A 25,582-nucleotide genomic window follows, 5' to 3' on the forward strand; every position below is an offset into this window, starting at 1 on the left:
CATGGCGAAGAACGAGGTGTTCCGCAACGCAGACCGGCTGCAGGTCGCCTGCACCCAGCCCGCCACCCCCGTGTCCGGCGACCCGGTGCTGTACGGGCAGCGGCCCGGCGTATGCGAGGTCAGCGAGAGCGCCGACGGCCTCGCGTCGGTGAAGTTCTCCGGGGAGTTCACGTTCTCCGTCGCCGGCGTCGACGGCGGCGGCAACTCCGCGGTGGCCGAGGGCGACATCCTCTACTACACCGCCGCCGACACGCCGAAGCTCAACAAGAAGGCGACCGGCGTGCGGTTCGGCTACGCCGCCGGGACGGTCGGCTCGGGCGCGACCGCCACCATTCCCGTGATCATCGGCTACTGAGGAGCGAACGACGATGAGTTCCACACTGACCGCTCCCGGCCCGATGGACGCCCTGGGCGACATCGCCACCTGGGACGCCTCCGAGGCGTCGGAGAGCCGCATCTACGAGGGCGAGGGCACGAACATGTCGGGCCGGTGGCGTGCCAGGCGCGCCCGCCGCGGCAACGACCCCCGTTACCGTAAGGGCCTGCTGGAGGCCGCCCGCCTGTACGAGCGGGTCCTGGCCGGCGACCGGTACGCCGGGCTGCAGTTCCAGGAGGCCATGAGCACCTCCGACTTCAGCAACCTGTTCGGCGACATTCTGGACCGGCAGATCCTGGCCCGCTACCAGCAGATGCCCGTGCAGTGGACCAGCATCGCCAAGAGGGGCAGAGTCCGCGACTTCCGGCAGGTGCGGCGCTTCACCTTGGACGGCGCGGAGTCCACGCTGAGCGCGGTGCGGCAGCTGACCGAGTACCCGGCCGCGGCGCTGACCGACGGCGTGTACACCTACTCGGTCGGCAAGTTCGGCCGCCGGGTCGCGTTGTCCTGGGAAGACCTGGTCAACGATGATCTCGACGCGTTCGCGTCGATCCCGGACCGGCTCGGCAACGCGGCGAGGCGGACCGAGGAGCGGTTCGTCACCGACCTGTACGCCGCCGCTGGCGGCCCGGACTCGACGTTCTTCAGTGCGGGCAACAAAAACCTCGTCACGGCGGGCGCGAGTTCGGCGCTGTCGATCACGTCGCTGCAGGCCGCCTACACTCTGCTCGCGAGTCAGGTCGACGCCGACGGCGCGCCGATCTACATCGAGTCGGCCGTGCTCGTCGTGCCGCCTGCGTTGAAGGTACAGGCGATGAACATCCTCAACGCGACCGAGATTCTCGCCGCGTCCGGCGGCGGGAACGGCGGCGCTAACGACCAGCTCACCGTCGCGAACTGGATGCGCAACGACGTGTCACTGATCGTCAACCCCTGGCTACCGCTCATCACCACGTCCGGAACGTTCGGGTCCACGGCGTGGTATCTATTCGCCAACCCGAACGTGGGGCGTCCCGCGATGGAGGTCGGGTTCCTCGTCGGTCACGAGACGCCCGAGCTGTTCCAGAAGTCGCCGAACGCGGTCAGGGTCGGTGGCGGCGCGGTCGCGCCGGAGGACGGGGATTTCGACACCGACAGCGTGGAGTGGAAGCTCCGGCACACCCTGGGCGGCACGCTGATGGACCCCAAGTCGGCCGTCGCCTCACCCGGCCAGTGACCGCCGATCTGCCGCGGCCGGTCACCGTCGGGGAGATGTACCTCGCGGCGGTCCTGGACGAGCTGCGGGCCATCCGAGTCAGGCTCGACGAGCCTGCCCCTGAGCGCTCCACCGCGCCTGCTACCTCGCCGTCGGGCGCGGTGGAGCTCACCGAACCCGCCGCGCCGCCTACGCCTGCGCGTCGCCCGGCCGCCCGAGGCTCCGGGACGCGGCGGCGAAGCTCCTGACGTGACAGCGCCGTCGTTCGTCTCCGCGGGGACTTACCTGGCCGGTTCGGGCGCCTCGGCCGCCGTCGCGGTTCCCTCCGGAACTGCGGCCACCCGGCTGGCCGTCGTCAGCATGTTCCTGGACGGCAACGTGCAGACGGTCACCCCGCCGAGCGGGTTCCTCGAGGCGGAGAACTCACCGTCGCAGATCACCGGCATCGGCGGAGCGCACGGGTTTCACACGTTCTGGAAACGCCTGACCGGCGCGGACGCCGGAACCTGGTCGTTCACCTGGCCGTCCAGCACCTACCGCGAGGCCATCGCCACGCTGTACCAGGACGTGATCGGCAGCGGCACGCCGTTCGATAGTCCAACGAACGCGGCGCAGGACACCGGTGCCAGCACGGTGTCCCCAGCCGTGGCGGTCACCAGCCTGGGCCCGGACCGGCTGCTCATCTGGGGCGGAACCAACTGGTCGGGGGGCACCTGGACGGCCCCGAGCGGCCACACGAAACGAGCGCAGGGCGGGGCGGGCGTTTTCAGCCTCTCCGACCGGCCGTGGCCGACCGCGAGCTCGACCGGGCCGGTGACCGGGTCCTGCACCGGCTCAGACAAGAGAACCGCGTGGCTGGGCGCGCTCATCGGCACCACCGGCGCCGGCGGGTCGGACGTTCCGCCGACGTCCGCGCGGCGTATGAGACCCCTGCTGGTCAGATAGGAGACACGGATGCCGTTCACGACGGCCGGGAGAAATGGGCTCCTGGATAGCGGCAAGTCGGCGATTACGCACATCGGCGCGTTCAGCGATCTCGGCGCGACCGAGCTGGTCGGCGGGTCGTACGCCCGGCAGGCGATCACGTGGACGGGCGCCGCGTCGGGGGTGGTCGACAACACCGCCCAGCTGTCGATTCCGATCCCGGCCGGGGCCGGTGTGCAGACGCTGGGGTTCTTCGGCGCCTCCTCCGGCGGCGTCTCGCTGGGGTACTGGCCGATCGGGTCGGCCGGGCAGCTCCTCAAGGGCGTCGCGGTGGTGTCCACCACCACCGACGAGACCCTGCTGAGCCGGGGCCACGGCTTGTCCGCCGACGACCGGGTGATGGTGTGGCCCGTCGCCGGGGAGGCACTACCGACCGGCCTGTCGGCGACCACGCTGTACTGGGTCCGCTCCACCGGTCTCACCAGCGACGCCTTCACCCTCGCCACGACGCAGGGCGGGTCGGCGGTGGACATCACCGCGCTCGGCGAGGCGGCCTGGGCGCGCACCGTACCCAACGTCTGGGCGTCGGCCGGGAACCTCATCCTGGCCGCCGGGGCGCTCGACCTCGACCTCACCTTCGCCTGATGATCCAGTTCCGGGTGTACGCGGTGTGTTTCACCGCCAGCGCGCAAGCGGGGGCCATCGACTGGTTCGAGCTGGTCGCCCCTGCATCATGCGGGATCGCCCTGTTCGGGCTGGACATCGGCCAGTCCACCGACTTCGGGGATGCGGCCGAAGAGGGGATCCGCTGGTACGTCAAACGCGCCGCGGGTTCCTACACTTCCGGCTCCGGCGGCAACACCGGCGTGGCCCGGACACCGTTGCGCAGCGGTGACGCCGCAGCGACGTTCAGCGCCGAGACGCTCAACACCACCCCGATCGCGGCCGGTTCTGGCACGCTACTCACCCTGCACCAGTCCGTGTTCAACGTCCGTGCTGGGCTGGACAAGCTGTGGACCCCGGAGACCGCACCGAGCTGCAAGGCGTCCGAGGCCCTCGCGATCGGGATGGGAGCCGCCCCCGCCGACAGCGTGACCTGGGAGGGCACCGCGTACGTCGCCGAGATCATGGGCTGACCCGTGGCTAGGGCGATCTTCCGCCGTCGGTGGAGGAATAGGCCGCCGCCCCGCCGCCTGTCCGGCACCGCCTCGGCCTCCGAGGACCGCTCACTGGCTTGCTTGGCCGTCGCCGGGACCTGGACCACGGCGGCGGTGGCCCGCTCCATGGCAGCGATCGCCGTCACGACCGGCTCCGGTGTGGTCACCGCGCTGGCCGACCACGCTGTGGCATCCGACGCGACCGCAGCGGCCGGGGCCGCCGCCGCAGGGCAGGCCGGGCACGCCGTGGCCGGGCAGGTCGCCGCTACCGCGGCTGGAGCCGCCGCCCCAGGCATCTCACCGCAGACGGACGTGGCGGTCCGCACCGACGTGGCGGGCACCGCCCTCGCGGCGGGCGTGCCGCAGGTGGCCGTCGGCGCTGCGGCTTCTGCGGCCGGACACATCGCGCTGGCCTTCGTTGCGGCCGTCCTGGTGGCGCCATCGGCGACGGTCGGAGGCGAGGCGACGGCGGCCGGGACGCACGAAACCCCCCTGACGGCCCGGGCGGACGGCGGCACGTCCGCCGCGGGAATGCTCGTCGCCGAGACCGACCTGGTGGCCGCCGCTCACGCCGTGCTCGGCGGATCCGCCGCCGCAGTCATTTCGCACGCCAGTGTCGGGGTGGTGGTGGCCACGGTGGCCGGGGCAGGAGCGGGCCCGGCCACCATGGCCGTCGTGGCCAGCTCATCGGCATCGGTGAGCAGCACAGCCGCCGCCCTGGCCGGACATGACGCGGTGGCGGGTGCCCGGGCGGACACAGCGGGCTGGGCGGCCGCGCTCCTCGCCCCGGACGCCGACATCGAACTCGCGGCCAGGGCGATCGCGGGGGTGATGGCGTACGCGGTCATCGGCCACGCGGCCGGCATCGCCGCGTCGGCGACCGCAGCCGGGACCGCAGAGATCGGCCCCCGCCGAGAGTCGGTGCCGGGCCGCCAGGTGGTCGTGGCGTCCGTCTCGCGGCTGGTGGTCGAGGGGTCGTCGTCGGTGGAGGTGAGCGCGCAGTGAGTGCCGTGGTGGGACTGCTGGAGATCGACGCCGGGGACGCCCCGATGTTCACCGTCGCCGTCGATCCGTCGGCGCCGGACACGGCGATGACCGCGGAGATCGTCGAGACCGCCGCGGCGATCTCGATGACGCCGTCCGCCGACCGGGCGACGTGGTCGGGCACCGGCCCGGCGCTGACCGTGCCCGGTGAGTACACCGCGCGGTTCACCGCCACCGGCACCGGGGCGGGGGTGCAGTACTTCACGGTGATCGTGGCCTCACCGCCGCCGCTCACCACGGACCTGCGGCGGCTGCGGCTGCTGATCGCCGACACCGACCCCTCCGCCCGGATCTTCCGGGTGGACGAACTCGACGACTTCCTCGCCCTCGAAGGCAGCGTCAAGCTCGCCGCGGCCCAGGCATTGGACGTCATCGCCTCCTCCGAGGCCCTGGTCAGCAAGAAGATCAGGACCCAGGAGGGAATGCAGACCGACGGCCCCGCCGTGGCCGCTGAGCTGCGCGCCCGTGCCATGGAACTGCGCCGCCAGGCCACCGAAGGCGAGGGCGACGACAGCGTCGGGTTCGACATCGTGGACTTCGCCGACCCGTTCACCCGCCGCGCCGAGCTCGCCGAGTAGGAGGTGCCTGCCGTGCCGCTGCCCTCGACGCGCGTGATCGGCCCCCGCTGGTCGGAGCACCACCGCCCGGCCGCGACCGGCTCGCAGACCGCCGTCGTGCGGATCACTCGCACCGCCACCGACGGCACCACGGGCGGCGACGGCACCTGGACGCCGCCCGCCCGCACCACCGTCTACGACGGTACGGCCCGCATCAGTCCGCACACCAGCGAGCAGCGGTTCGTCATCGTCGGCGACCGCCGCACGGTGATCCGCGAGTGCATCGTGGCGATCGAATGGGACGCAGCCGAGGTGCTCATCGAGGACCTCGTCGAGGTGGTCGAGGCCGTCGATCCGCGCCTGCCTGGGGTGGTGCTGCGGGTGGAGGACGTCCAGGGCGGGTCGGAGCAGTGGGAGCGGATCCTAGTCGCTACCGAGGTCCTCGCCGCGGAGCGGCAGTGATGGCCGGGTTGGAGTTCGACGGCATCGACGAGATCAACCAGGTCGCCGTCGATCTCGGCCGTGCCGGTGCCGCCGGGACAGCGGCGGCCCGCACGGTGGCGAAGGCCACCGGCAATAACGTCGTCGCCCGCGCGCAGACGATCGTCGTCGTTCGGACCGGCAACCTGAAGAGCACGATCGGCGTCGACATGGACCCGGACGGGCTCGGTTTCGAGGCCGGCCCCACGGCGGAGTACGCCCCGCATGTGGAATGGGGCACCGTGCATATGGCCCCCCGGGCTTTCATGGGACCTGCCTTCGATTACGCGATGGCCGAAGGTGTTGCTGCCTTAGAAGAGGCGCTCGGTAGGAATCTGCTGTGAGAGCCGGATCAGCGGACGCCACCAGCGGCGTCCTTTGGCGAACTGCCACATGTTGATACTGATCAGGTCGATGTTGTGCTCACGACAGAGGCGGATCTTGTCCGCCTTCCGCTGGGTGTAGGCGGGGTTGTCTTGGACTCCCCAGACCTCGATGTAGGTGTCGCCGACGCGGTAGTCGGCCTTATACCGCGAGTCGAAGGGGTAACGGGGCTCGACCTCGTGGGCGAGGCCATGTTCGGTAAGCCAGTCATCCACCCGCTGTTCGTAGAGGGAGCGGGCCTCGTGACCGTCTCGACACTGGTAGCGCTTCCCTCCGTTCCAGCCGTCGCGGTCAATGGGAACCTCCAGCTTGCGGCAGAGGTCGATGATCGTGCGCTTGTCGACCCCGCAGGAGGCTGCGATTGATGAGGCGGACTCACCGGCCGCTCTCCGATGTCGCAACTCCTCTGGGCTGGGGATCTTCGGAGTGCGGCCCTTGCGGCGCGTGTCCCATACGTGGGGCTTCGGGATCCGGTGCTTCTCCAGCCAGTGAGGGATTGCGGTGAAGTCGACGCTGTACCGAGCGGCGATATCGCGGTAACCCAGGTGCTGGCCGTGCACGAGGTCGTACAGCTCTTCGGCAGTGGGCGGGACGATCCCACGATTGGCCAACCCTCGGCCGGAGTCGCGGGCGGTGATCCCGTACGCGTTCATCCATCGCCGGATGGTGATGTGGCGGACGCCGTACATCTCGCCGAGCTGGCGGGTGGTCAAGCGTTCGACCTCGTACTGCGTCCGGAGGGTCTCCCGATCCGGCTTACCGGGGGTTTGTCTCACCTTTCGATTTTAGTTGAGTACGGAACGGTGGTGAGGTAGATGTCCATCTCAGTTGGCTCTCCATGACCACCCCAGCCCCCGCGCGCCCGCACAGCGACGCGGCGGTCGCCGCCATCGAGGCCGTGGTGTCGGCGCAGGCGTCGCAGATCCTCGTCGGCCGTGGCGTCCAGCCGCCGGGGTCGGGCTGGCAGGGCGAGCCCGGCGCGAGCGTGCACCGGCCGTACGTGGTGCTGTACCCGATGACCGGCACGCCCGACGGCAGTGTGGCCGACGCGGTCGAGTACCTGGACTACCAGGCGCAGGCCACCTGCATCGCGGCCACCCAGGACGGCGCTGAAGCGGTCGCCGACCTCGTCAAGACGGCGTGGGTGAACGCGCCGCTGCCCGTCGTCGGCCGGGCCTCCTACCCCGGGCAGGTGCAGCTGGACCGGCCCGCGTCCCGCGACGACACGATCTCCCCGTCGCTGCACTACGCCGTGGTGCAGGTGTCCTGGCGCACCCAGCGCCCCTGACCTCCCCGTGACCACCCCGCGCCCGGCGGGGTCCTACCCGCGCCCTACAGGAGGACTGCATGGCCGACTACGCACCCCAGGCGGTGACCGTCGACGGGCTCGTCGCCACCGCCCGCACCGCCGCAGGCGGAGACAAACTGACCGACCCCGGCGACCGCCGCGAGATTCGCGTCACGAACGGCGGTGGCGCGCCGATCACCCTGACGATCACCCCGCCCGGGTCCACCGACTACGGCGTGGCCAACCCGGCCAAGGTGTTCACGATCACGAACGCCACATCGCGCAGGATTCCCGTCCTCGCCGCATACGGCGACCCCGCCGATGGCGGGAAAGTTGCTCTGACCTGGTCGGCGACCACCAGCGTTACGTTCGAGTACACCCGGAGCTGACTGACCGTGGCCGACGAAATCGTGCTGTGCCGCCGCAAGGACGACCACGCACAGACCCTGCCCATTGCGCTCAGCGCGCTGCCGTACTTCCCCGATTGGGAGCGCGTCCCAGATGAGCTGGCGGGCGGCACAGACGCGGAAAACCAGCCCCGCACCCGCACGCCCACGGCCGACATCGCCGGTGAGCGGGCACCGGATGCCGACTCCGACAAGGCGGCCAAGGCCGCGCCCAAGACCTCGAAGGGACGTGAGTGATGGCCGACATTGTCGCAACCGGGAAACTCAAGTTCACCTGGTGCCTGACGCTTTCCAGCTTGACGGCACCCCCCGCGTCGGAGCTGAACGCGGGCGTGGACCTTCAGACGAAAATTCCGAAGGGCGGGTTGGACGAGGGCCACACTCAGGCGGCCGTCGACAACACGCACATCTCCAGCCTCAAGGAGACCGAACGGGCCGGCACCAGCAAGGACGAGATCACGGTCACCTTCAAGCGGGACGACATTGCCCTACAGGACTTGGCCTACAACACCCTGGTCCCGGGGTCCCTCGGCTACGTCGTGATTCGCCGCGACAAGCTGCACACCACCTCCTACGCCGCCGGGGACATCGTGTCGATCTACCCGGCCGAACTGGGGGTGCGGATGCCGGAGCCGAACACCATCAATGAGCCACTGCAATTCAAAATGAAGTTCTTCAACCACGAGGCCGGCCAGGACGCGGCGACCGTCGCCTGATGCCACTGAACTGGCAGGACATCAAAGCCGGGTCGGTGCGCCCGACGGATCACGTGGAGATCTGCCTGCGTGGGGACCTGGCCGCCGCCTACGCCGATGCCGCGCGGCGGCTGGCCGCCGCACAGGACTCCGACGACGACTCCATCAACGGGGGGCTGGAGGCGCTGCAGGTCGCCGAGGAGATGGCGGCCCTGCGAGAGGAGATGGAGCAGCACACGTTCCGGTTCACCTGCCGGGCGCTGCCCCGGCACGCCTACCGGGAGCTGTGCGAAGCCCACCCGCCGCGCGAGGGCCACCCGTCGGACCGGTTGTACGGCGTGGACATGAGCGCCTTCCCGCTGCCGCTGATCGCCGGTGCGGTCGTCGCCATCACCCCGGCCGCCGACGGCGACCCAGTGGTGGCCCCGGACGCCGAGCCGGTGCTGACGCTCGACGACGTGCGCGAGATGGACGGGCAGCTCACCGAGGGGCAGATGCAGTCCCTCTTCGGCTGCGCCGCCCGGATCAACAAGACGAGCGTGGACCTCCCAAAATCCGCGACCGCCTCCGAGCTGATGGCGACGCACGCGCCGAGCTCGAAGCGGCCCGCGCCTGGGGCGTAAGCCGACGACGGTTCCTGGGCTGGGAGCCCCGCGAGGTTACCGAGTACGAGCACGACGACCAGGGCCGCGTCGTGCGATCGGTGACCGTCCGGGAAGCCGAATGGGACGACGAGCAGCGGGCGTGGGCGGTCGCCCTGCTCGACCTGGAGGCCGATACCTGCGACGGGTGCCACCAGCCCCTGTCGGAGACGACCCTCCGGGAGGCGTTCGAGGGCTACGACGTCTCCGACCCTGCGGTGTGCCAGGGCTGCAAGGCGCTGCTGATCGAGCAGCGGCGGGAGGAGTACGCCACCAATCCGAACTTGCCCGCGTTCCGGTTCGGGGTGCGCCGCACCTGGACCCCGCACGACGAGGAGTGACGCGTTGGACATCGAGGAGATCCTGGCCGCCTACCGGCCGCCGGAGCGGACGCTGCCGCTGTGCCTGCGCTCCGATCTGCAGGCGGTGTGGGAGCAGCTGGAGCGTGACTTCTACGCGGCTGAGGCCGACCCTGGCGATGACGTTCTGCCGAGCGGTGTGTCCGCCCACGCTGCGAAGATCGCTGCCGAGATGGAGCAGGTTCGCGCCGACATGCAGGCCAGCATGACCGTGTTCGCGTTGCGCGCCGTGCCCCGGCCGCGCTGGCATGAGCTCGTCGAGCAGCATCGGGCGGACACGGCGGAGGTGGATGAGGACGCGTTCGGGGCGGCCACGGTCGCGGCGTGTTGCGTCTCCCCGCAGATGACCGTGGAGCAGGCGGGCAGGCTGCAGGCCACGCTGACCGATGGCCAGTGGGAGGAGCTGACCACGGCGGTGGTGCGGCTCAACCGCACCGCGACCGCCGTGCCGTACTCGGCTGCGGTGGCGGCCCGCGCCGCGCTCGCGGGCGCCTGAGCGGGAGCTGAGCCGTGCCGGACAGGACGGTAACCGTACGGGGCCGGTTCGACGTTTCCGGCATCATCGCCGGGGCCCGTGCCGGTGCGGTCGCCTTCAAGGGCCTGGCCAAGGAGGTCAAGGACGCCTCCGGCGAGCAGCGCGCCGCGTTCGACGCACTCGGCTCCGGGGCTGCGGTCGCGGGCGGGGCGATGGTCGCCGGGTTCGGCCTGGCGGTCAAGGCGGCGATGGACTTCGACAAGGAGATGTCGAAGGTCCAAGCGGTCAGCGGGGCGACCGGGAAGGAGCTCGCGGCGCTCCGGCAGAACGCGATCGAGGCTGGGCAGGCCACGGCGTTCTCCGCGACGGAGGCGGCGAAAGCGCAGTCCGAACTGGCCAAGGCCGGCATCTCCACGGCGGACATCCTGGGCGGCGCGCTCAAGGGCAGCCTGGACCTGGCGGCGGCGGGCGGTCTCGACCTCGCCGAAGCCGCGACGGTCAGCGCGCAGGCGATGAACATCTTCTCCCTGCAGGGCAAGGATGTCGGCCGGATCGCCGACACCCTCGCCGCCGGTGCCAACAAGTCCGCCGCCGACGTGGCAGACCTGGCGTGGGCGATGCGGATGGGCGGCCAGGTCGCCGCTCAGACGGGCCTGACTCTGGAGGACACCGTCGGCGTGCTGTCGGCGTTCGCCGATAACGCGCTCATCGGCTCCGACGCGGGCACCAGTTTGAAGACGATGTTGCAGAGGTTGGCCAACCCGACCAACGACATGTCGGATCTCATGCGCGACCTGGGCATCCAGACCTACGACGCCAACGGCACCTTCGTCGGCATGGCCTCCTTCGCTGGGCAGCTGCAGAAGGCGCTCGGCGGGCTCACCCAGGAACAGCGCGACCACGCCATGGCCGTGATCTTCGGAGCCGACGCGGTGCGCGGCGCGAACGTCCTGTACAAGATCGGCAAAACGGGGGTGGAGGAGTACACCCGGGCCGTCACCGACCAGGGCGCGGCCGGGCGCATGGCTGGGACGATGATGGACAACCTCGCCGGTGACCTGGAGAAACTCAAGGGCTCACTGGAGACGGCGCTGATCCAGGGCGGGTCGGGGGCGACCGGCGCGCTGCGGACCCTCGTCCAGGTCGCGACCGGCGCGGTGGACACCTTCTCCGCGCTGCCCGGGCCGGTCCAGGGCGCGATCACCGTGGTCGGCGGCCTCGCCGGGGCGGTGACGCTGCTCGGCGGGGCGATGATGGTCGCCGTTCCCAAGATGCAGGAGTACCGCGAGGCGCTCGCGTCGGCCGGGCCGCGCACCCAGGCCGTTGGGCGGGGCCTGTCCGCCGTCGGCTCCATCCTCACCGGGCCGTGGGGGCTCGCCATCGGCGCTGGGGTCGTCGCGCTCGGCGTGTTCGCCGCCAAGCACCGCGAGGCCCAAGAGCGGATCGCGGAGCTGAAGGACACCCTCGACAAGCAGACCGGGGCGATCAGCGCGGACACCCGCGCCAAGGTCATCAACCGGCTCGAAACCGAGGGCGTGCTGAAGGCGGCGCAGAAGCTCGGCCTGAACATGGGCGACGTCGTCAACAGCATACTGGGCGTGCCGGGCGCGCTGGAGCGGGTCAACAGCGGGATGGCCGCCGCGAGGGACCGCGCGGACGCGCTGGATGAGAAGCTCGGCGGGGGCATCCAGACCGCGCAGGGCTACAGCCACGCCATCCTGAAGGTCCGCAGCGCGGTCGAGGGCCAGAACTCCGAGATCAACCAGGCGACCGAGGCGTGGAAACGCGAGCAGGTCGCGACCGACCAGGCGGCGGGGGCCGCCAAGAACGCGCTCGGCCCCACCAGCACCCTGGGCCGCGCCACCGGCCAGATGGCCGACGAAGCGGGCGCCGCTGCGGACCAGACGGACGAGCTACGCGCCTCCCTGGAAGCGACGTTCAACCCGTCCATCGCCGCATTCCGGGCCACGACCCGGCTCAAGGGCGGGTACCGCGACCTGCTGGAGTCCATGGCCGCCGCCAAGGGCCGGATGGACGGCAACACCGCCGCCTCTGGACGGCTGCGCGACGCGTTCGCCGGCCAGCTCGAAACCGTCGCTGATCTCTACACCTCGACCTACCGGCAAACGCAGTCCACCGACAAGGCGAGCAAGGCGGTGCGCGAGCAGCTGCCCGTGCTCACCGCCCTGGCCGGGCGGAACAAGGAGGCCAGGACCCAGGTCGACAAGCTGGCCGCGGCCACGGGCAACGCCACCGGGGCGACGAAGACGAACCGCGAGGCGTTCATTAAAGCGGCGACCGCGATGAGCATCAGTCGCGACAAGGCCAAGGAGTTGTGGGCCGAACTCAAGAAGATCAAGAGCAAGGACGTCGACATCGCCGTGTCCGCCCGCGGCTCCTGGTCGATCAAGAACCCTGGCACCGTCCGCGAGTTCCACTTCGCGTCGGGTGGCGCGATCCCCGCGACGGCGGCGCTCGGCCCCGGCGGCCCCACCTCCGACGACGTGCCGATCTGGGCCAGCGTCGGCGAGCACATGTGGACCGCCCGCGAGGTCGAGGCGGTCGGCGGCCACGAGGCGATGCTGCGGATGCGCCGCTCGGCCCTGCGCGGCGAGATGCGCGGCTACGCCACCGGCGGCGCCATCGACTTCACCAACCCGGCGGCCCGCGCCGCAGCGGTGGTACGCCCGGTCGAGAAGGGCACCGCCGACCTCGTCGCGAAGATCGCCAACGTGTACGCGGAGGCGTGGAAGAAGGCCGCCGGATCGGGCGGCCCGGTGGTCGCCGCGGCGCGTTCGCAGATCGGGCTGCCGTACTCGTGGGGCGGCGGCGGCCGGGGCGGCCCGTCGTACGGCATCGGTCGCGGCGCGGGCACGTACGGCTTCGACTGCTCGGGTCTGACGGAGTTCTCGTGGTGGCAGGGCCGCCGGGTCGGGATCGGCGGTGTCACCTACACCCAGCATCCGGCGTCGGTGCCGATCGGCGGGCCGCGCCCGGGGGCGCTCGGCTTCAACGCCTCCCTCGGCCACGTCGTCCTCGCCTCCAACAAGCCGGGATATGTGATCGAGGCCCCGTACACGGGCTCCCACGTCCGTGAGGTCCGCAAGTCGATGCCGGACTGGCGGTGGCCCCGCGCGGCGATGGCCGAAGGCGGCCCCGTCCTGCCACGGGAGGAGCTGCTGGCCGAGCGGTCGGTCACCTCGCGCGCGTCCCGCGCCGAGCTGGCCATGGCACGGCTGCTGGGTATGGCCGGGGACCCGGGCCGGATGCGCGGCTACGCCGGCGGCGGGTGGGTGACGGGCCCGGCCGGGCAGGACGCGGTGCCCCTGATGGCGACGGCGGGTGAGTTCGTCGTCAACGCCCAGGCGGCGGCGGCGAACGCCGCGCTGGTCGAGGCCATCAACGGCGGCTCGTCGGGCAGCGCCGCGTCCCGGTCAGCCAGCGGGTTCGGGGCGATGTCGATGGCGTTCCGCCCCGGCGCGATGTCGCGTGCCCCGCTGGCCGAGGTGACCGAGCCGCTGAAGGAAGTCGCCAAGAGCTTGCGGGACATCGTCACCTTGCGGGAGGGCATGGAGAAGCTGACCGGCACGATGTTCGGGCAGACCCGGGCGCTGATGGCGTACGAGTCGGCTTGGGACGCCGCCAACGCCGCGCTGAAGGCCAACGGCAAGACTCTGAACATCAATAAGGAGAAGGGCAGAGAGAACAGGTCGGCCCTGCTCAGCTTGGCGGAGGCAGCGCACGACGTGGTCGCCGCGATGGCGGAGAAGGGCGCCTCCATCACCTCGGTGACGAAGAAGATGACGGAGCAGCGGCGCGAGTTCATCAAGATGGCCAAGCAGTTCGGCCTCACCTCGAAAGAGGCGGCAGCTATGGCCGATCGGCTGGGCCTCATCCCCAGCAAGACGAAGAAGCTCCTGACCGCCGAGCGCAAAGACACCGCGTACAACAAGAAGGCTGAAGCGTTCAACAAGAAGATCGAGGCCAAGGCGTCCGGCGGCCGGGCAGGCGGTTGGACCCTCGTCGGCGAAGAGGGCCCCGAGCTACTCAATCTGCCGAGCAACTCGTACGTGCTGCCCGCTGGCACGACGCGGGCGCTGCTGTCCGGCCGCCGACTGCCCGCCCTCCCCACGGGCGGCGGCGGAGGTGCGGCGGGCGGGCCGATCCACATCACCCTGCGGCTCGGCGACCGCACCCTCGGAGAGGTCGTCGTGGACCCGCTGCGCCGCGCGGTGCACGCGCGCGGCGGCGACGTCCAGGCCGTCCTCGGCAACGGCAGGAGGTAGGCGATGGCGTGGATCCCCTGCACCACAGGGACGGCGGCGCTGTACAAGGGGTTGGACGGCGCCATGGTGGCGGTCGTGGTCGAGGCGTGGGACGACGCTGGTGTGCCGTACGTCGCCGGAGACGCCGGGCTGGAGGACGCCCGGTCGCGGCCGGGGTTCGTCCGGCTGGCGCGGGCCGTGGCGATCGTGCCGCCCCCGGCGCTGCCTCCGGTCGTCGTCCACCCGCCACGGCCGAGTCGTCCAGTCCGGCCAGGTCCGGACGGTCCCGGACGCCCTGATCCGGGCGAGCCGCCGCCGCGGGGTGAGAGGTGACCTTCCCGAGCAGCGTGCTGCCCGTCGTGGTCGAGCTGCAGCTCGGCACCACGTGGACGGACATCACGCCCGACGTGTACCGCCGTGTCCTCATCGAGGTCACGCGCGGCCAGTCCAGCGAGGGAAGCCAGGTCGACCCGTCCACCGCCCGGGTGACCATCGACAACACGTCGGGGAACTACTCGCCGCGTTACCCCTCCTCCCCGGCGTACGCCCTCCTCGGACGCAACACGCCGATCCGGATCGCGATCGAGCAGGGTGCCACCTACCTGGAGCTGCCGGGCGCCGCCGGGGACCGGGCCACCACCCCCGACAACGCCGCCGTGTCGATCACCGGCGACATCGACATCCGCATCGACGCCACCTTCGGATCGTGGCGGGCGGCGACCGACCTGGCCGGAAAATACCTGACCACCGGGGATCAGCGGTCCTGGGTGCTGTCCATCGACGACGCCGGGTACGTAGAACTGGCCTGGTCGACCACCGGCGCGCTGGCGGGCATCTTGTCGCGCACGTCCACGTGGCCGGTGCCCGCCCCCGGCTCGGGCCGCCAAGCGGTCCGGGCGACGCTGGACGTCAACAACGGGTCAGGCGGGCACACCGTGGCGTTCTACACCGGGCCCAGCGTGGCGGGGCCGTGGACGCAACTCGGCATCAGCGTCGTCACCGCCGGAACCACGAGCATCTTCGACAGCTCGGCGGCGGTCGAGGTCGGTGATCTCGTCGGCCGCGACACCGCTGGCATCGCGGGCCGGGTGCATGCCTTCGAGCTGCGAGCGGGAATCGGCGGGAGCGCAGTGGCGAACCCCGACTTCACGTTGCCGTCGCCAGGGGTGAGCAGCTTCGCCGACGCGGCCGGGCGGACGTGGAGCGTCGCCGGGGGCGCGCGGTTGTCCAACAGGCGCTATCGCTTCGCCGGGGAAGTGAGCAGCTGGCCGGTCCGCTCCGACAAGGCTGGGCTGGACGTGTACCTGCCGCTGGAGGCCGGCGGGATCCTGCGCCGCCTCAGCCAGGGCGCAAGCGCGCTCGGGTCGGCGATGTACCGCGGCCGCCTCTACGACGCCGCCTCGCTGGTCGCCTACTGGCCGTTCGAGGATGCCGAGGGGGCGACCTCGATCGCCCCGGCGCTGGACCACGGCCCGATGCAGATCATCGGCACGCCCACCCTCGCTTCCTTCGAAGGCTTCGTGGCCAGCGCGCCCCTGCCTGTGCTGGCCGGTGCGGAGATGCGCGGCCAAGCCCCGGCCTATACGGACAGCGGGCAGACGCAGGTCCGCTGGCTGATGGCCGTCCCCGCCGCCGGAGCCGAGGCCGGTCAGACGATGATGATGTGGTACACCACCGGGTCGGTGCGGCGGTGGGAGGTGCACTACGACACCGGCGGCACCCTCGGACTACGCGCGTTCGACGGCGACGGGAACACGCTGTTCGACTCCGGCGACGTGGCATTCGGCGTCAACGGCCGGCTGGTGATGTGCAGCGTCGAGCTGACCCAGTCCGGCTCGAACATCAACTGGAACCTGCTCACACTGGAACCCGCCGCGACCTCCGGCTTATCGTTCTCAGGCACGCTGAACAACAACACCGTGGGCCGAGTCGGCACGGTCGTCGTGTCCCCCGGCGGAGGCGTGGCCACCACGACCATCGGCCACGTGTCCGTGCAGGCGGTAGTGACGACCCTGTTCGATCTCGGGCCGCAGCTCTCCGGTTGGCTGGGCGAAACCTCCGGGCGCAGGATCGCGCGGCTATGCCGCGAGGAAGGGATCGCCTTCCAGGCGCGCGGCGACCTCGACGACACGACGCGGCTCGGCGTGCAAGGCCGCTCAGACCTGCTGACGCTGATCCGGGAGGCGGCCGAGGCCGACGCGGGCCGGCTGTTCGAGCCGCGCGACACCGTCGGGCTGGGGTATCGCACCCGCGCCTCGATGTACAACCAGGTGGCAGCGCTGGCCGTGCCGTACGCCGCCCTCGGAGAGCCGCTCGATCCCCTCGACGACGACCGGCTCACCAAGAACGACATCACCGCCTCACGCGATGGCGGGTCGAGCGCGCGGGCCGCGCTGGAGGACGGGCCGCTGTCCGTGCAGCCCCCGCCGGACGGCGTCGGCCGCTACGAGGAGACGGTCAGCCTCAGCGTCCGCCACGACCTGGACCTGTTCGACCAGGCTGCGTGGCGGCTCGCGCTCGGCACCGTGGACGAGGCCCGGTATCCGCAGATCGGCATCAACTACACCGTCAACGCCTTCGCGTTCAACGCCGCGCTGACCACTGCCGCGCTGGATCTGGAGGCCGGTGACCGGCTCGCCGTCGACGACCTGCCGGCGTGGCTGCCGCCGGAGACCATCTCCCAGATCGTCCTCGGGGTCGCCGAGAGCTTCGGCGGGAAGCACCACACCGCGTCGATCAACTGCAGCCCAGCACGGCCCTACCAGGTCGGGGTGTACGGCACCAGCCGGTACGGCCCCTCCTCCACGGTCACCAACGAGGTTCTGGACGCCACGGAGACCGGCGTCGACATCACCACCCCGACCGGGCCGCTGTGGGACACCTCCGCCAGCGGGTTCGACATCGTCATCGGCGGCGAGCGGATGACGGTGACGGCCGTCGGCGCCCCGTCCGGGGTCAACCAGACGCTGACCGTCACCCGCTCCGTCAACGGCGTGGTGAAGGCGCACGCCACGGGCGCGCAGGTGTCCCTTGCCGAACCCGCCGTCTACGCCCTGTGAGAGGAGCCGCGAATGCCTGACACCCTGGTCGGGGCGATCATCGACGCCGACGACTTCCCCGCCGCAGCGGGGGCGTCCGACACGACGGCGATCAACAACATCACCGACACGTCGTTCGTCGCCGGGTCTCCGCAGGTCAGCGTGACGTTCCGCGCGCCCACGAGCGGGGCGATCCTCCTCAGCGTCGGGCTGTCGGCGAGGGACAACGGCGGCACGAACGCCATCCACTTGGCGCCGGAGCTCAGGGAGAACGACGTCAGCGGTGCAGTCAACCTGGCGGCCAACGTGGTGACGAGAGGCATCGGGCTGCCCGGGGAGGCCAGCAACTTCGCGTACCGCTCGCGGACCACGATCCGTACCGGCCTCACCCCCGGCCAGGTGTACTTCGCCCGATGCATGCACAAGGTCAGCTCAGGGACGACGGCGGACTTGCAGCTGCGGCAGATCACCGTCTGCCCTGCCCCGTTGGGCAGTTCCTTCGCGGGGCGGCCGGTCCAGGCGCTGGACTACCCCCCGGTCGCGTGGGCGCAGGACACCACGGCCATCGACAACCCCAGCAACACCTCCTACTCCGCTGGATCTCCGCAGGTGAGCGTGACGTTCGTGGCGCCGACCAGCGGCCGGGTGCTGCTCGTCGTTGGCGGCGGGCTCGGCAACAGCGCGGGCGCGGACAGGGTGTTCCTTAGCCCGGAGGTCCGGCTCACCAACTCGTCCGGCGCCCTGGTGCTCAACGCGTCGGTCACGAGCCACGGGATCGCCTCCGACAAGGCGGCCTCGCGGTTCTGCTACGGCTCCCGGGAATCCGTCCTGGAGGGCCTCATCCCTGGCCAGGTCTACTTCGCCCGCGTCATGCACACGGTGGTCACCAGCGAGACCGGGGCCACGTCGGGCGACATCGCCGCCCGCGACATCGGCGTGGTGCCGCTGCCATGACCATCCTCGACGGAGACGTCGTCCGGAGCCTGCCGCAGACGGCGTTCTACCAGGACGACACCCTGATCGCGCAGATCACCTCCGACGCCTACATCACCGGCGCGCCGGAGGTCGGCGTGTTCTTCATCGCCCCACCCAGTGGGATGGTGCGGCTGACGATCGGCGGCGGGGTGCGTGACAACACCGGTGCGGCACCCGACCGTATCTTCCTGAGTCCGCAGCTGTTCCTCGGTGACTCGGCCGGGGAGGAGGTCCTCGCCCCGTCGGTGACGATCCGCGGCTACGGCAGCGTCGCGGAGAATGTCGAGTTTCAGTACGGCTGCCGCGTCTCGCTCATCTCCAGCCTCACGCCGGGCGCCCTGTACTACATCCGCGTCATGTACCTGGCCACCCCCGCCACAGGCTCCGACCAGGCCGACATCGCCGCGCGGGACCTCATCGTCATCCCCATGCCCTGACGTTCAGGCGGCTTCGTCGCGCTGAACGGGATGGCCGAAGACATCGTCGAACTGGTGGGCCAGCCTGCCGTTGACGAGGTAGTAGGAGCCGCCCAGGCCGCGCGTGCCAGCGGTGCCGTACGCGAGGACCTCGTGCGGAGTGAGGACACCGAGGTTGCCTAAGACGTAGAAGATCGGGACGCCGAACGCGGCGATGAACTGGATACCGAAGCTCACGCACTTCTGGGAGATGGCGTAGCGGCCAGTGTCCGCGCTGGAGATGCGGTCCTTGGCGTCGATGGCCACGAGGTCCCCGTCACGGACGGCGACGAGGTCGGGGAAGTGCGCCCACCGCGTTCGGGAGATCGCCCTCCTGATCGGCTCGGAAAGAATGGCCTGACCCCACGCGTCCACGGTCCATCCTCGAATCCGGAATTCGTCGCTAACGCGACGCTCGTGGGCTTCCCCGGCCTGCCTGCGGTTCTCGAAACTGGTCATGTGAGAACTATGACATCCCAGCTCAAGGCCACTTTCTGATCACTCTGCGGCAATCGCGGCACCCAATGGACGCGTGCGGACTTCTACGGACTTTCGCAGACTTTCGCGGACTCAACCGTCACGAACAAACGCCAGCCAACGACGACAAAAGCCTAGCGATTGTTATCTGAACGTAACCGCCGCAGCCAAATCTGATGAAGGGTCACCACTCATGCCCGCCAACGAGTGCCGCGCCAAGGCCGCCAGCGCGTGAGACACCTCGTTCTACGGCTACCGGTCTGGATCCGCGCCCAGCCGCTGGATTGCATGTTCGCCCTGCTCGGCATCCTGCCCGGCGTCGCATCCCTGGCCGGACTCGCCACCTCCCGCGCCCTGGAGACGCTGCTGCCCTGGTGGGCCGCGCAACTGTGGGCGCTGATCCTCATCGTCGGGTGCGGCTGCTGGCTGGCCGGCGCGTCCAGCGTCCGCGAACGCGACGGGCACCTCGTCGCCAGCCGCCTGCCGCTGTTCCTCCTCGGGCTGCGCCTGCTGTCGCTGGCCTGCCTGGTGTACGCGGTGGCGATCGTGGTCATCAGCGGCTGGGCCGGGCTACTGGCCGCCTACCCGCTGCTGGTCGGCGCGGCCGGGCTGTACATCCGCCGGGTGGGGCTGACCCGATGAGCCCGGAAACGCTCACCTCGATCGGCACCCTGCTGGCCGCGCTACTCGGCGGCGGCACCGTCAGCGCGGTCCTGACCTACGTGCGAGACCGGCGCCGCGACCGCGGGGAACAGTCGATCGGCGCAGTCGGGTCGCTCGAACGGCTGAACGACCGGCTGACGGCGCAGGTCGCCGAGCTGCAGACCGCGCTGGACAACGAGCGCACTCAGCGCCGGTCCCTGGAAGACCAGGTGGCCAGCGAACGCCGGGCCCGGCATGACCTCGAAGAGACCGTGGAGACCGAGCGGCGTGCCCGGCACGAACTGGAGGCGCGGATCGCGCTCCTGGAGCAGCAGGTCGCCGACCCCGAAGGAGAGACCTCATGACGACGATGGACAGCCGGGACGCCTGGGGAGCGGCGCGGCCCCGGGCGACGTCCTACCTCGCGTCCGCGCGAGGGGTGAAGGCGCATTACACCGGCGGCCGGGTAGACCCGGCGACGCTGACCGACCACGCCCGATGCAGAGCTGCGATCCGCGGCATCCAGAAAGGCCACGTGAACGGCAACGGCTGGTCGGACATCGGCTACAGCATGTGGGTCTGCGCGCACACGTTCGGCGTCGGCCGCGGCCCACACGTGCTCCCCGCCGCGAACGGCCCGGGGCTGAACGCCGGCCACTACGCGATCCTCTTCCTCGTCGGCACGTCCGGCGTCGTCGAGCCCACCGACAACATGCTCCGGAACTTCCACGCCGCCCGCACCTACCTCCGCGAGCGCGGCGCCGCCGGGGCCGAGATCAAGGGCCACCGCGACGGCTACTCCACCGACTGCCCCGGCGGCCCCATCTACCGGTGGGTCCGCGCCGGCGCGCCCAAGCCCGGCACGTCGCCGGATCCCGAGCCGCCGGCCCCCAGGCCCAAGCCAACCCCCGAACGAGACGAGGACGAGATGGAATACGCGGCGTTCGGACACTCCGGCGCAGGCCCGGTAACCGTGCCGCGCGGCACGTGGTGGAACATCCCGTGGGACACCGAGTACGGCGACCCGACGAACGTGCACACCGGGACGGGGACGTCGATCCTCCGCGGCGACCCGTGCGTCTACGCGGGCGTGGAGTACACCGCCACCCTCGCCGGGCTGCCCGCCGGGACCGAGGTGCGGACCCGGCTGGCGGAGTACAGGTACGACTCCACGCAGACACCGCCGGCCGACGTGCTCGAAGAGGCAGGCCTGGAGGGCTCGACGGTGCTCGGCTCCGAGCTGGCCGTCCATCACGTCGGGTCCGGGAAGCTCCAGGAGAACCGCAAGCTCCGCTGCCAGATCTTCGTCCCGGCCGGGCCGGAGACGGTCACCCTCGCCAAGGCGAACGTCCACGCGCCGTTCGCGAGGTAGCCCCAGCTCACGATCGCAGGCCGACGAACGGCCCGATTTCATGCCACCTGATATGCCGCCGGTCAGTGACCTGCGGCAACGTAACCGATCTTCCTGTTTCTGGCCCTCAGATGAGGGCGAAAATCCCCTGGAGGGGCCATGGCCATGCACACCCCCGACCCCGTACCCGTCCGGATCCGCTACCCCCTGCTCGTCCGCGGCGGCATCGCCCTGGTGCTCATGGGCGTGACCCGGCTCGCCGTCGCGGTGGGCTGGATCCCGCCCGAGTGGGAGCTGTCGGAGACCGGCGTCGAGCAGGCCATCGACGGCGTGCTGTTCGCCTGGGCGTGGTGGACGTCGCAGCGTCACGTCACCCCGGTCGCCGACCCGCGCGACGACCACGGCCGCCAGCTCGTGGCCGCCCGGCCGCAGCCGATGTAGCCACCCATTGCCCCGTGCAGGCGACGCGTAGCCTGGCCAGCAGAACGAAGCCCCGCTCTGATCCTCACGGACCAGGGCGGGGCTTCTTCGCGTTGTATACAGGCTGCCCGGCTAGGCTCGCCGTGCTCGACGTGAGCTGAGACTGATCACGTTCGTGATGCGTCGGCTGGGCAGTTCGGCTCCTGTGGCATGGCGCGACAGCACGTCTTCGGCGAAGGCCGGCGTCCAGTTGGCGGCGCGAGCCAGGCCCTGCGCCGGGTGGGGGCCGTGCAGTGTCTCGGCCATGGCGCGAAAGCCGCGTGGTTTGGTGGGCGCGATGGCGGCGCGCTCTCGCAGCCTCTCGCCGCGGGCGGCCATCTGCTTGAACAGGCTCGTGTACCGGTGGTCATCGATCCGGCCGATGCGATGTGCTGTACGGATGAGTGCGGCTATGGACACGCCCCACCGTCTCTTCAACAGCGCGAAGTCCTGGATGGTGGGGTGAGTGGGCATCTCCTTGTTCATTGCCTCTAGCGGCATCAGGAGATGCATGGCGAACTCGTCGGCTTCCTGCTCCAGTGTGTTGCTCGCCCCGGCGTCGCGGTGCAGCAGCGTGTGTCCGAGCTCGTGTGCGGTCGACCAGAGCTGGCGGTCACCGGCATCGGTGTCGAGAAGTGCCAGTATCGGATGGTCGTTGATCCACAAGGAGAAGGCGTCACGTCGAGTGTTGGGCAGTGGCAGCGCGATGACCTGGAAGCCCACGTGTTCCAGCAGCACCGGCAATCCGAGAGCGGGATCGCGCGGGCCGAGGCCGAGTGCCTCCCGTGCAGCAGCAGCGGCCGCCTGGGGCGCGGTGCCGATTGGATGAGGCTGCAATCTCAGTGGTGGGCCCTCCAGCTGACTGAGCATGGCCAATGCGGCTTCTGCGACGATCTCCCCACCTCGTTTGGCCTGGCCGGCCTCCTTCATGCTCATGCCTGCTCGCGCCCGGAAGTGGGTGGGCAGCCCTTCGAACGTGACCTGCGGCCCCTGTTGGAAGAAGTCGATTGGAAACCCGGTGATGGTGGCGAGCTGCGTCAGCACGTGCATCGGCAGCTCGCTCTTGTCACGTTCAGCGTTCGATAGTGTGCCCTGGCTGATCCCGACGTCGTCGGCCAGCGCCTTCTGGGTAAGCAGGCAGAACTCGCGCGCTTGGGTAAGCCGAGTTCCGTAGATCACTGTGCCTCTGTCTCCTCGGTGCCGGTCTTGTCGTCCCGGCGACGGTACTGCAGATCCTCTACCTGGGTGTAGCGGCCCAGGAGGTGTTCACGCCAGTCCACGGCGACCTGCCCGCCTTTCACGCCAGTGGGGCGAACCAGGTCGAAGCGCATGATGGTGGACCCCTCCGCCGTCCACTGCAGGATGACGTGGTTCTTGCGTGGCGGGGTCGTCACGATCTCGTCGAGTCCAAGGTTCAGTTCGTCGTCGCCGATGAGCGGGATGACCCGCTCGGGGATCTGGCTGACGAACTTCAGCTTGGCTTCGGTGGTCGGCTTGGGGATCTTGATGTCGGCGGTGTGCCAGACCCTGATGATGTCCTGGGGCAGGTGCAGGATCAGGCCGCTCATGGCGAGCCCTAGGTCATCGTCGTCTTCGAGTTCGGGATTGAGCTGCTTCAGCTCTTCCATCGCATCGCGCCGGGTCATGTGGCGGTAGAAGTGGAGATCAGCTCCGGGCTTCCAGCTGGCGATGTCGTGGATGTGGTCGGCAGTCTGGCCGCCCTTCTCCAGGGCGCGGAAGACCTCTTGGCAGGCCGTTTCCAGCCGGGCGACGGTGGCTTCAGGGGAGTCGTCTCTCAACACGTGATTAATCATATTCCTAGAAAATACACACCCCGTACTCGAACACGCCGCACCTTGTGGAACGAGACGACCGGCCGTAACCCCCATCAGGCGAAGGATGGCCGGTACGACGGTTCGATGTCGCAGGCCTTGCCGGAGATACCGCCGTCGAGAGCTCGCAACGGCGGTCGGTCGGCGTCTCATATCGGCTGGGCAGGTATGCGGTAACCGGCCTTGCCGGATGGCGTGGTGCGGCGTAGCGTCCGACACAGCCCCGGCGAGAGCGCCTCCGCACTGTGGGGAGCGCGGGGGCGCACGTCAGGGGCCGCGTGACTCCCATTGGCCTGACACGCGGACGGCCCACGCCTCGGCCATGGCGAGGCGGGGCCGTCGATCAGCCGTCGGCGTATCCGATCAGGCAAGTGGGCACCTGGTCGTTCAGCAGGTGGCGAGCATGTCCTCCAGGGCGTCAACTTCGGCCTGCTGTGCGGTGAGCCCCCAGTCGTACTTCACGTCGATCCACGATCGCGAGTAGGTGCAGTAGAACGACTCCAGCGGCGGGCGCCACACGGACGGGTCCTTGTCGCCCTTGCCCTGGTTGACGTTGTCGGTCACCGACCACAGCTGGCTGTCGCCGAGCGAGTTGGCGAAGGCGCGGCGCTGCGCCGTCGTCCACGCCCAGGCGCCCGACTTCCATGCTTCGGACAGCGGGACCATGTGGTCGATGTCGATGTCACTGGCGGCGGTCCAGGTGGCTCCGTCGTAGGGCGAGTACCAACTGCCGGAGACGGCGGCGCAGGAGGAGTTGGTCACCACGTCGACCCCGTCGCGCTTCAGGACGGTCTCGCGCGTGTTGCAGGCTCCCGACACGGTGATCCAGTGCGGGAAAAGATCGCGATCGTATGTGGCTTCGTTCTCTTCCGGAGCCACCACGAGCTGCTGTAGTTTGTCAGCGGCCTCTTGGGCGCTCGGGATGCCTGGGGGGTCCGCGTGGGCTGGGCCCGCCATCGGGAGCAGGAGCGCGAATGTGGCCAGCGTGGTGCCGGCCATGGCGGAGAGGCGGCGCATGGGGGGTGTCCTTCCTGTCCCGGAGCCTCGGCCAGTCAGGGATGGTCTGGCAGGGGGCGAGGTGGGACAGGAAGGACTTTGACAGCGTGTTACGTTCCGTTACCAGTCACATACGGTAAGACTTTGATTGCCGCTGCCGGCGACGGTGATCGCTATCAGTTGACCCAGAACCACAGCTGATATCTGGCGGCTACGGGCCAGTTCTCGGGGACATACCTGCACTCGTGGGGGTGGATGGATTGGCGTCCGTCCCGGTGGCATGCGTTGAGACCTGACGGGGTGCCGGGATAGGCCCCCTGGTAACTCCACCCTGCGGCCATGTTGGAGGGGGCGGTGATCGGCGCCGCGGCGGCGGGTGCCGAGCCCAGCAGGGCGGGGCCGGCGGCGAGGGTGAGGGCCGTTCCCGCGAGGGCGAGACCGCGTTTCCAGATGGACATGAGTTCTCCGATCGCTTTCCAGGTCACACCGTTCTGTGTGACCCGGTCCATGTCGTGAGCCTCGCTGGCCGCGCTCACCGCACGCTCACCGCGACCTCACCGCACGCTCACCGGCCCAGGAGCACCCCATCAGGGTGGGCCCCGACAGCAGAACGCCCCCGCTCCTCCTGAGACGGCGGGGGCGCACTGTACGGCGGGGCGCGGACGGTGGTCAGGCGGCCGCGGTGGCTTTCAGGCCGTTGACGGCGGCCTTGAACTCACTCCCCGCCTTGAACACGGGCACGGTCTTGGCCTCGACCTTCACCGGCTCCCCGGTGGAGGGGTTCCGGCCGATCCTGGCGTCGCGCTCCACGGGCGAGAAGGCGCCGAACCCGGGCACGCTCACCTTGCGGCCAGCGGCGACCTCGGCCTGGATGACGCCGAACACCGCGTCGATGACGTCGGCGGTGTCCTTCTTCGACTGGCCGGTGAGGTCGGCGACGGCAGCGGTCAGTTCGGTCTTGTTCATGCTCGTTACCTTTCGGTTGGGGAGGCGTTTGGTGGTCCGGCGCCCCACCCCCTAGACGGGGCGCCGGGGAGCTGACTGCTCCGGACACGCGCCCGCACAGAGCCGGGCGCGATCCGCAACGTCAGCGTCGCTACCGGCGGCGTC

Annotated in this window: 32 protein-coding genes; 25 read left to right on the plus strand and 7 right to left on the minus strand. The window is 70.2% G+C overall.

Going from position 1 to position 25,582, the window contains the following annotated elements; genetic code table 11:
* Position 1: 1 nt before the first annotated feature.
* From P3X83_RS38975 to P3X83_RS39015, 9 genes are all read left to right on the plus strand, one after another.
* Positions 2–355 (plus strand): DUF2190 family protein, encoded by a 354-nt coding sequence (locus P3X83_RS38975; RefSeq protein ID WP_277310421.1) that lies wholly within the window; start codon positions 2–4, stop codon positions 353–355.
* 13 nt (positions 356–368) lie between these two features.
* Positions 369–1,592 (plus strand): Mu-like prophage major head subunit gpT family protein, encoded by a 1,224-nt coding sequence (locus P3X83_RS38980; RefSeq protein ID WP_277310422.1) that lies wholly within the window; start codon positions 369–371, stop codon positions 1,590–1,592.
* 228 nt (positions 1,593–1,820) lie between these two features.
* Positions 1,821–2,516 carry a hypothetical protein gene (locus P3X83_RS38985; RefSeq protein WP_277310423.1) on the plus strand — a complete coding sequence of 232 codons (696 nt, stop codon included), beginning with the start codon at positions 1,821–1,823 and terminating at the stop codon, positions 2,514–2,516.
* A gap of 9 nt (positions 2,517–2,525) precedes the next feature.
* Complete coding sequence (locus P3X83_RS38990) at positions 2,526–3,140, plus strand: hypothetical protein (RefSeq protein WP_277310424.1); 615 nt, start codon at positions 2,526–2,528, stop codon at positions 3,138–3,140.
* Entirely contained in the window at positions 3,140–3,631 is a 492-nt protein-coding gene (locus tag P3X83_RS38995) for a hypothetical protein (protein WP_277310425.1), read from the plus strand. Before P3X83_RS38990 ends, P3X83_RS38995 begins: the two co-directional genes overlap by 1 nt.
* Before the next feature lie 102 nt (positions 3,632–3,733).
* Positions 3,734–4,657, plus strand: a complete 924-nt coding sequence (locus P3X83_RS39000) for a hypothetical protein (protein ID WP_277310426.1) — start codon at positions 3,734–3,736, stop codon at positions 4,655–4,657.
* Positions 4,654–5,274, plus strand: a complete 621-nt coding sequence (locus P3X83_RS39005; RefSeq protein WP_277310427.1) for a hypothetical protein — start codon at positions 4,654–4,656, stop codon at positions 5,272–5,274. Before P3X83_RS39000 ends, P3X83_RS39005 begins: the two co-directional genes overlap by 4 nt.
* A 12-nt stretch (positions 5,275–5,286) precedes the next feature.
* Positions 5,287–5,715, plus strand: coding sequence for a DUF6093 family protein (locus tag P3X83_RS39010; protein ID WP_277310428.1), 429 nt, complete (start codon positions 5,287–5,289; stop codon positions 5,713–5,715).
* Positions 5,715–6,077, plus strand: coding sequence for an HK97-gp10 family putative phage morphogenesis protein (locus P3X83_RS39015; protein ID WP_277310429.1), 363 nt, complete (start codon positions 5,715–5,717; stop codon positions 6,075–6,077). The genes P3X83_RS39010 and P3X83_RS39015 overlap by 1 nt, the downstream gene beginning before the upstream one ends.
* On the opposite strand, the gene P3X83_RS39020 is transcribed toward P3X83_RS39015, so the two are convergent.
* Positions 6,045–6,893: a hypothetical protein gene (locus tag P3X83_RS39020; protein WP_277310430.1), complete on the minus strand. Its 849-nt coding sequence runs from the start codon at positions 6,891–6,893 to the stop codon at positions 6,045–6,047. The two genes, P3X83_RS39015 and P3X83_RS39020, sit on opposite strands and share 33 nt — an antisense overlap.
* A 62-nt stretch (positions 6,894–6,955) precedes the next feature.
* On the opposite strand from P3X83_RS39020, the gene P3X83_RS39025 reads away from it, so the two are divergent.
* The 12 genes from P3X83_RS39025 (at position 6,956) to P3X83_RS39080 (ending at position 18,697) form a co-directional block, all read left to right on the plus strand.
* On the plus strand, positions 6,956–7,405 hold the full coding sequence (locus tag P3X83_RS39025; RefSeq protein WP_277310431.1) for a hypothetical protein: 450 nt from the start codon (positions 6,956–6,958) through the stop codon (positions 7,403–7,405).
* Between the two features lie 59 nt (positions 7,406–7,464).
* Positions 7,465–7,794: a hypothetical protein gene (locus P3X83_RS39030; RefSeq protein ID WP_277310432.1), complete on the plus strand. Its 330-nt coding sequence runs from the start codon at positions 7,465–7,467 to the stop codon at positions 7,792–7,794.
* 6 nt (positions 7,795–7,800) lie between these two features.
* Positions 7,801–8,049, plus strand: a complete 249-nt coding sequence (locus tag P3X83_RS39035) for a hypothetical protein (protein WP_277310433.1) — start codon at positions 7,801–7,803, stop codon at positions 8,047–8,049.
* Positions 8,049–8,528: a hypothetical protein gene (locus P3X83_RS39040; RefSeq protein WP_277310434.1), complete on the plus strand. Its 480-nt coding sequence runs from the start codon at positions 8,049–8,051 to the stop codon at positions 8,526–8,528. Before P3X83_RS39035 ends, P3X83_RS39040 begins: the two co-directional genes overlap by 1 nt.
* Complete coding sequence (locus tag P3X83_RS39045; RefSeq protein WP_277310435.1) at positions 8,528–9,130, plus strand: hypothetical protein; 603 nt, start codon at positions 8,528–8,530, stop codon at positions 9,128–9,130. Before P3X83_RS39040 ends, P3X83_RS39045 begins: the two co-directional genes overlap by 1 nt.
* A gap of 80 nt (positions 9,131–9,210) precedes the next feature.
* Positions 9,211–9,489, plus strand: a complete 279-nt coding sequence (locus P3X83_RS39050; protein ID WP_277310436.1) for a hypothetical protein — start codon at positions 9,211–9,213, stop codon at positions 9,487–9,489.
* A 4-nt stretch (positions 9,490–9,493) separates the two neighbouring features.
* Positions 9,494–10,003, plus strand: coding sequence for a hypothetical protein (locus P3X83_RS39055; protein WP_277310437.1), 510 nt, complete (start codon positions 9,494–9,496; stop codon positions 10,001–10,003).
* A gap of 14 nt (positions 10,004–10,017) precedes the next feature.
* A complete protein-coding gene (locus P3X83_RS39060; protein ID WP_277310438.1) occupies positions 10,018–14,268 on the plus strand; it encodes a phage tail tape measure protein in 4,251 nt (1,416 codons plus the stop codon).
* Positions 14,269–14,271: 3 nt separating this feature from the next.
* Positions 14,272–14,580: a hypothetical protein gene (locus P3X83_RS39065; RefSeq protein WP_277310439.1), complete on the plus strand. Its 309-nt coding sequence runs from the start codon at positions 14,272–14,274 to the stop codon at positions 14,578–14,580.
* Complete coding sequence (locus tag P3X83_RS39070) at positions 14,577–17,306, plus strand: hypothetical protein (RefSeq protein ID WP_277310440.1); 2,730 nt, start codon at positions 14,577–14,579, stop codon at positions 17,304–17,306. Before P3X83_RS39065 ends, P3X83_RS39070 begins: the two co-directional genes overlap by 4 nt.
* Before the next feature lie 12 nt (positions 17,307–17,318).
* Positions 17,319–18,239 (plus strand): hypothetical protein, encoded by a 921-nt coding sequence (locus P3X83_RS39075; protein ID WP_277310441.1) that lies wholly within the window; start codon positions 17,319–17,321, stop codon positions 18,237–18,239.
* Positions 18,236–18,697: a hypothetical protein gene (locus tag P3X83_RS39080; protein ID WP_277310442.1), complete on the plus strand. Its 462-nt coding sequence runs from the start codon at positions 18,236–18,238 to the stop codon at positions 18,695–18,697. Before P3X83_RS39075 ends, P3X83_RS39080 begins: the two co-directional genes overlap by 4 nt.
* A 3-nt stretch (positions 18,698–18,700) precedes the next feature.
* Here P3X83_RS39080 and P3X83_RS39085 read toward each other — a convergent pair whose 3' ends face one another.
* Complete coding sequence (locus P3X83_RS39085; RefSeq protein ID WP_277310444.1) at positions 18,701–19,090, minus strand: hypothetical protein; 390 nt, start codon at positions 19,088–19,090, stop codon at positions 18,701–18,703.
* A gap of 333 nt (positions 19,091–19,423) precedes the next feature.
* On the opposite strand from P3X83_RS39085, the gene P3X83_RS39090 reads away from it, so the two are divergent.
* From P3X83_RS39090 to P3X83_RS39105, 4 genes are all read left to right on the plus strand, one after another.
* A complete protein-coding gene (locus P3X83_RS39090) occupies positions 19,424–19,834 on the plus strand; it encodes a hypothetical protein (protein ID WP_277310445.1) in 411 nt (136 codons plus the stop codon).
* On the plus strand, positions 19,831–20,199 hold the full coding sequence (locus P3X83_RS39095) for a hypothetical protein (RefSeq protein ID WP_277310446.1): 369 nt from the start codon (positions 19,831–19,833) through the stop codon (positions 20,197–20,199). Before P3X83_RS39090 ends, P3X83_RS39095 begins: the two co-directional genes overlap by 4 nt.
* Positions 20,196–21,206: a hypothetical protein gene (locus tag P3X83_RS39100; protein ID WP_277310447.1), complete on the plus strand. Its 1,011-nt coding sequence runs from the start codon at positions 20,196–20,198 to the stop codon at positions 21,204–21,206. The genes P3X83_RS39095 and P3X83_RS39100 overlap by 4 nt, the downstream gene beginning before the upstream one ends.
* A gap of 138 nt (positions 21,207–21,344) precedes the next feature.
* Positions 21,345–21,626 carry a hypothetical protein gene (locus tag P3X83_RS39105; protein ID WP_277310448.1) on the plus strand — a complete coding sequence of 94 codons (282 nt, stop codon included), beginning with the start codon at positions 21,345–21,347 and terminating at the stop codon, positions 21,624–21,626.
* A gap of 111 nt (positions 21,627–21,737) precedes the next feature.
* On the opposite strand, the gene P3X83_RS39110 is transcribed toward P3X83_RS39105, so the two are convergent.
* From P3X83_RS39110 to P3X83_RS39130, 5 genes are all read right to left on the minus strand, one after another.
* A complete protein-coding gene (locus tag P3X83_RS39110; RefSeq protein WP_277310449.1) occupies positions 21,738–22,823 on the minus strand; it encodes an XRE family transcriptional regulator in 1,086 nt (361 codons plus the stop codon).
* Entirely contained in the window at positions 22,820–23,446 is a 627-nt protein-coding gene (locus P3X83_RS39115; protein WP_277310450.1) for a hypothetical protein, read from the minus strand. Before P3X83_RS39115 ends, P3X83_RS39110 begins: the two co-directional genes overlap by 4 nt.
* A gap of 417 nt (positions 23,447–23,863) precedes the next feature.
* Positions 23,864–24,493, minus strand: a complete 630-nt coding sequence (locus P3X83_RS39120; protein ID WP_277310451.1) for an HNH endonuclease family protein — start codon at positions 24,491–24,493, stop codon at positions 23,864–23,866.
* A gap of 155 nt (positions 24,494–24,648) precedes the next feature.
* A complete protein-coding gene (locus tag P3X83_RS39125) occupies positions 24,649–24,930 on the minus strand; it encodes a hypothetical protein (RefSeq protein ID WP_277310452.1) in 282 nt (93 codons plus the stop codon).
* 211 nt (positions 24,931–25,141) lie between these two features.
* Positions 25,142–25,438 (minus strand): HU family DNA-binding protein, encoded by a 297-nt coding sequence (locus tag P3X83_RS39130; RefSeq protein WP_277310453.1) that lies wholly within the window; start codon positions 25,436–25,438, stop codon positions 25,142–25,144.
* Between the last annotated feature and the right edge of the window lie 144 nt (positions 25,439–25,582).

The sequence above is a fragment of the Spongiactinospora sp. TRM90649 genome (assembly GCF_029382225.1).
Lineage (GTDB): Bacteria > Actinomycetota > Actinomycetes > Streptosporangiales > Streptosporangiaceae > Spongiactinospora.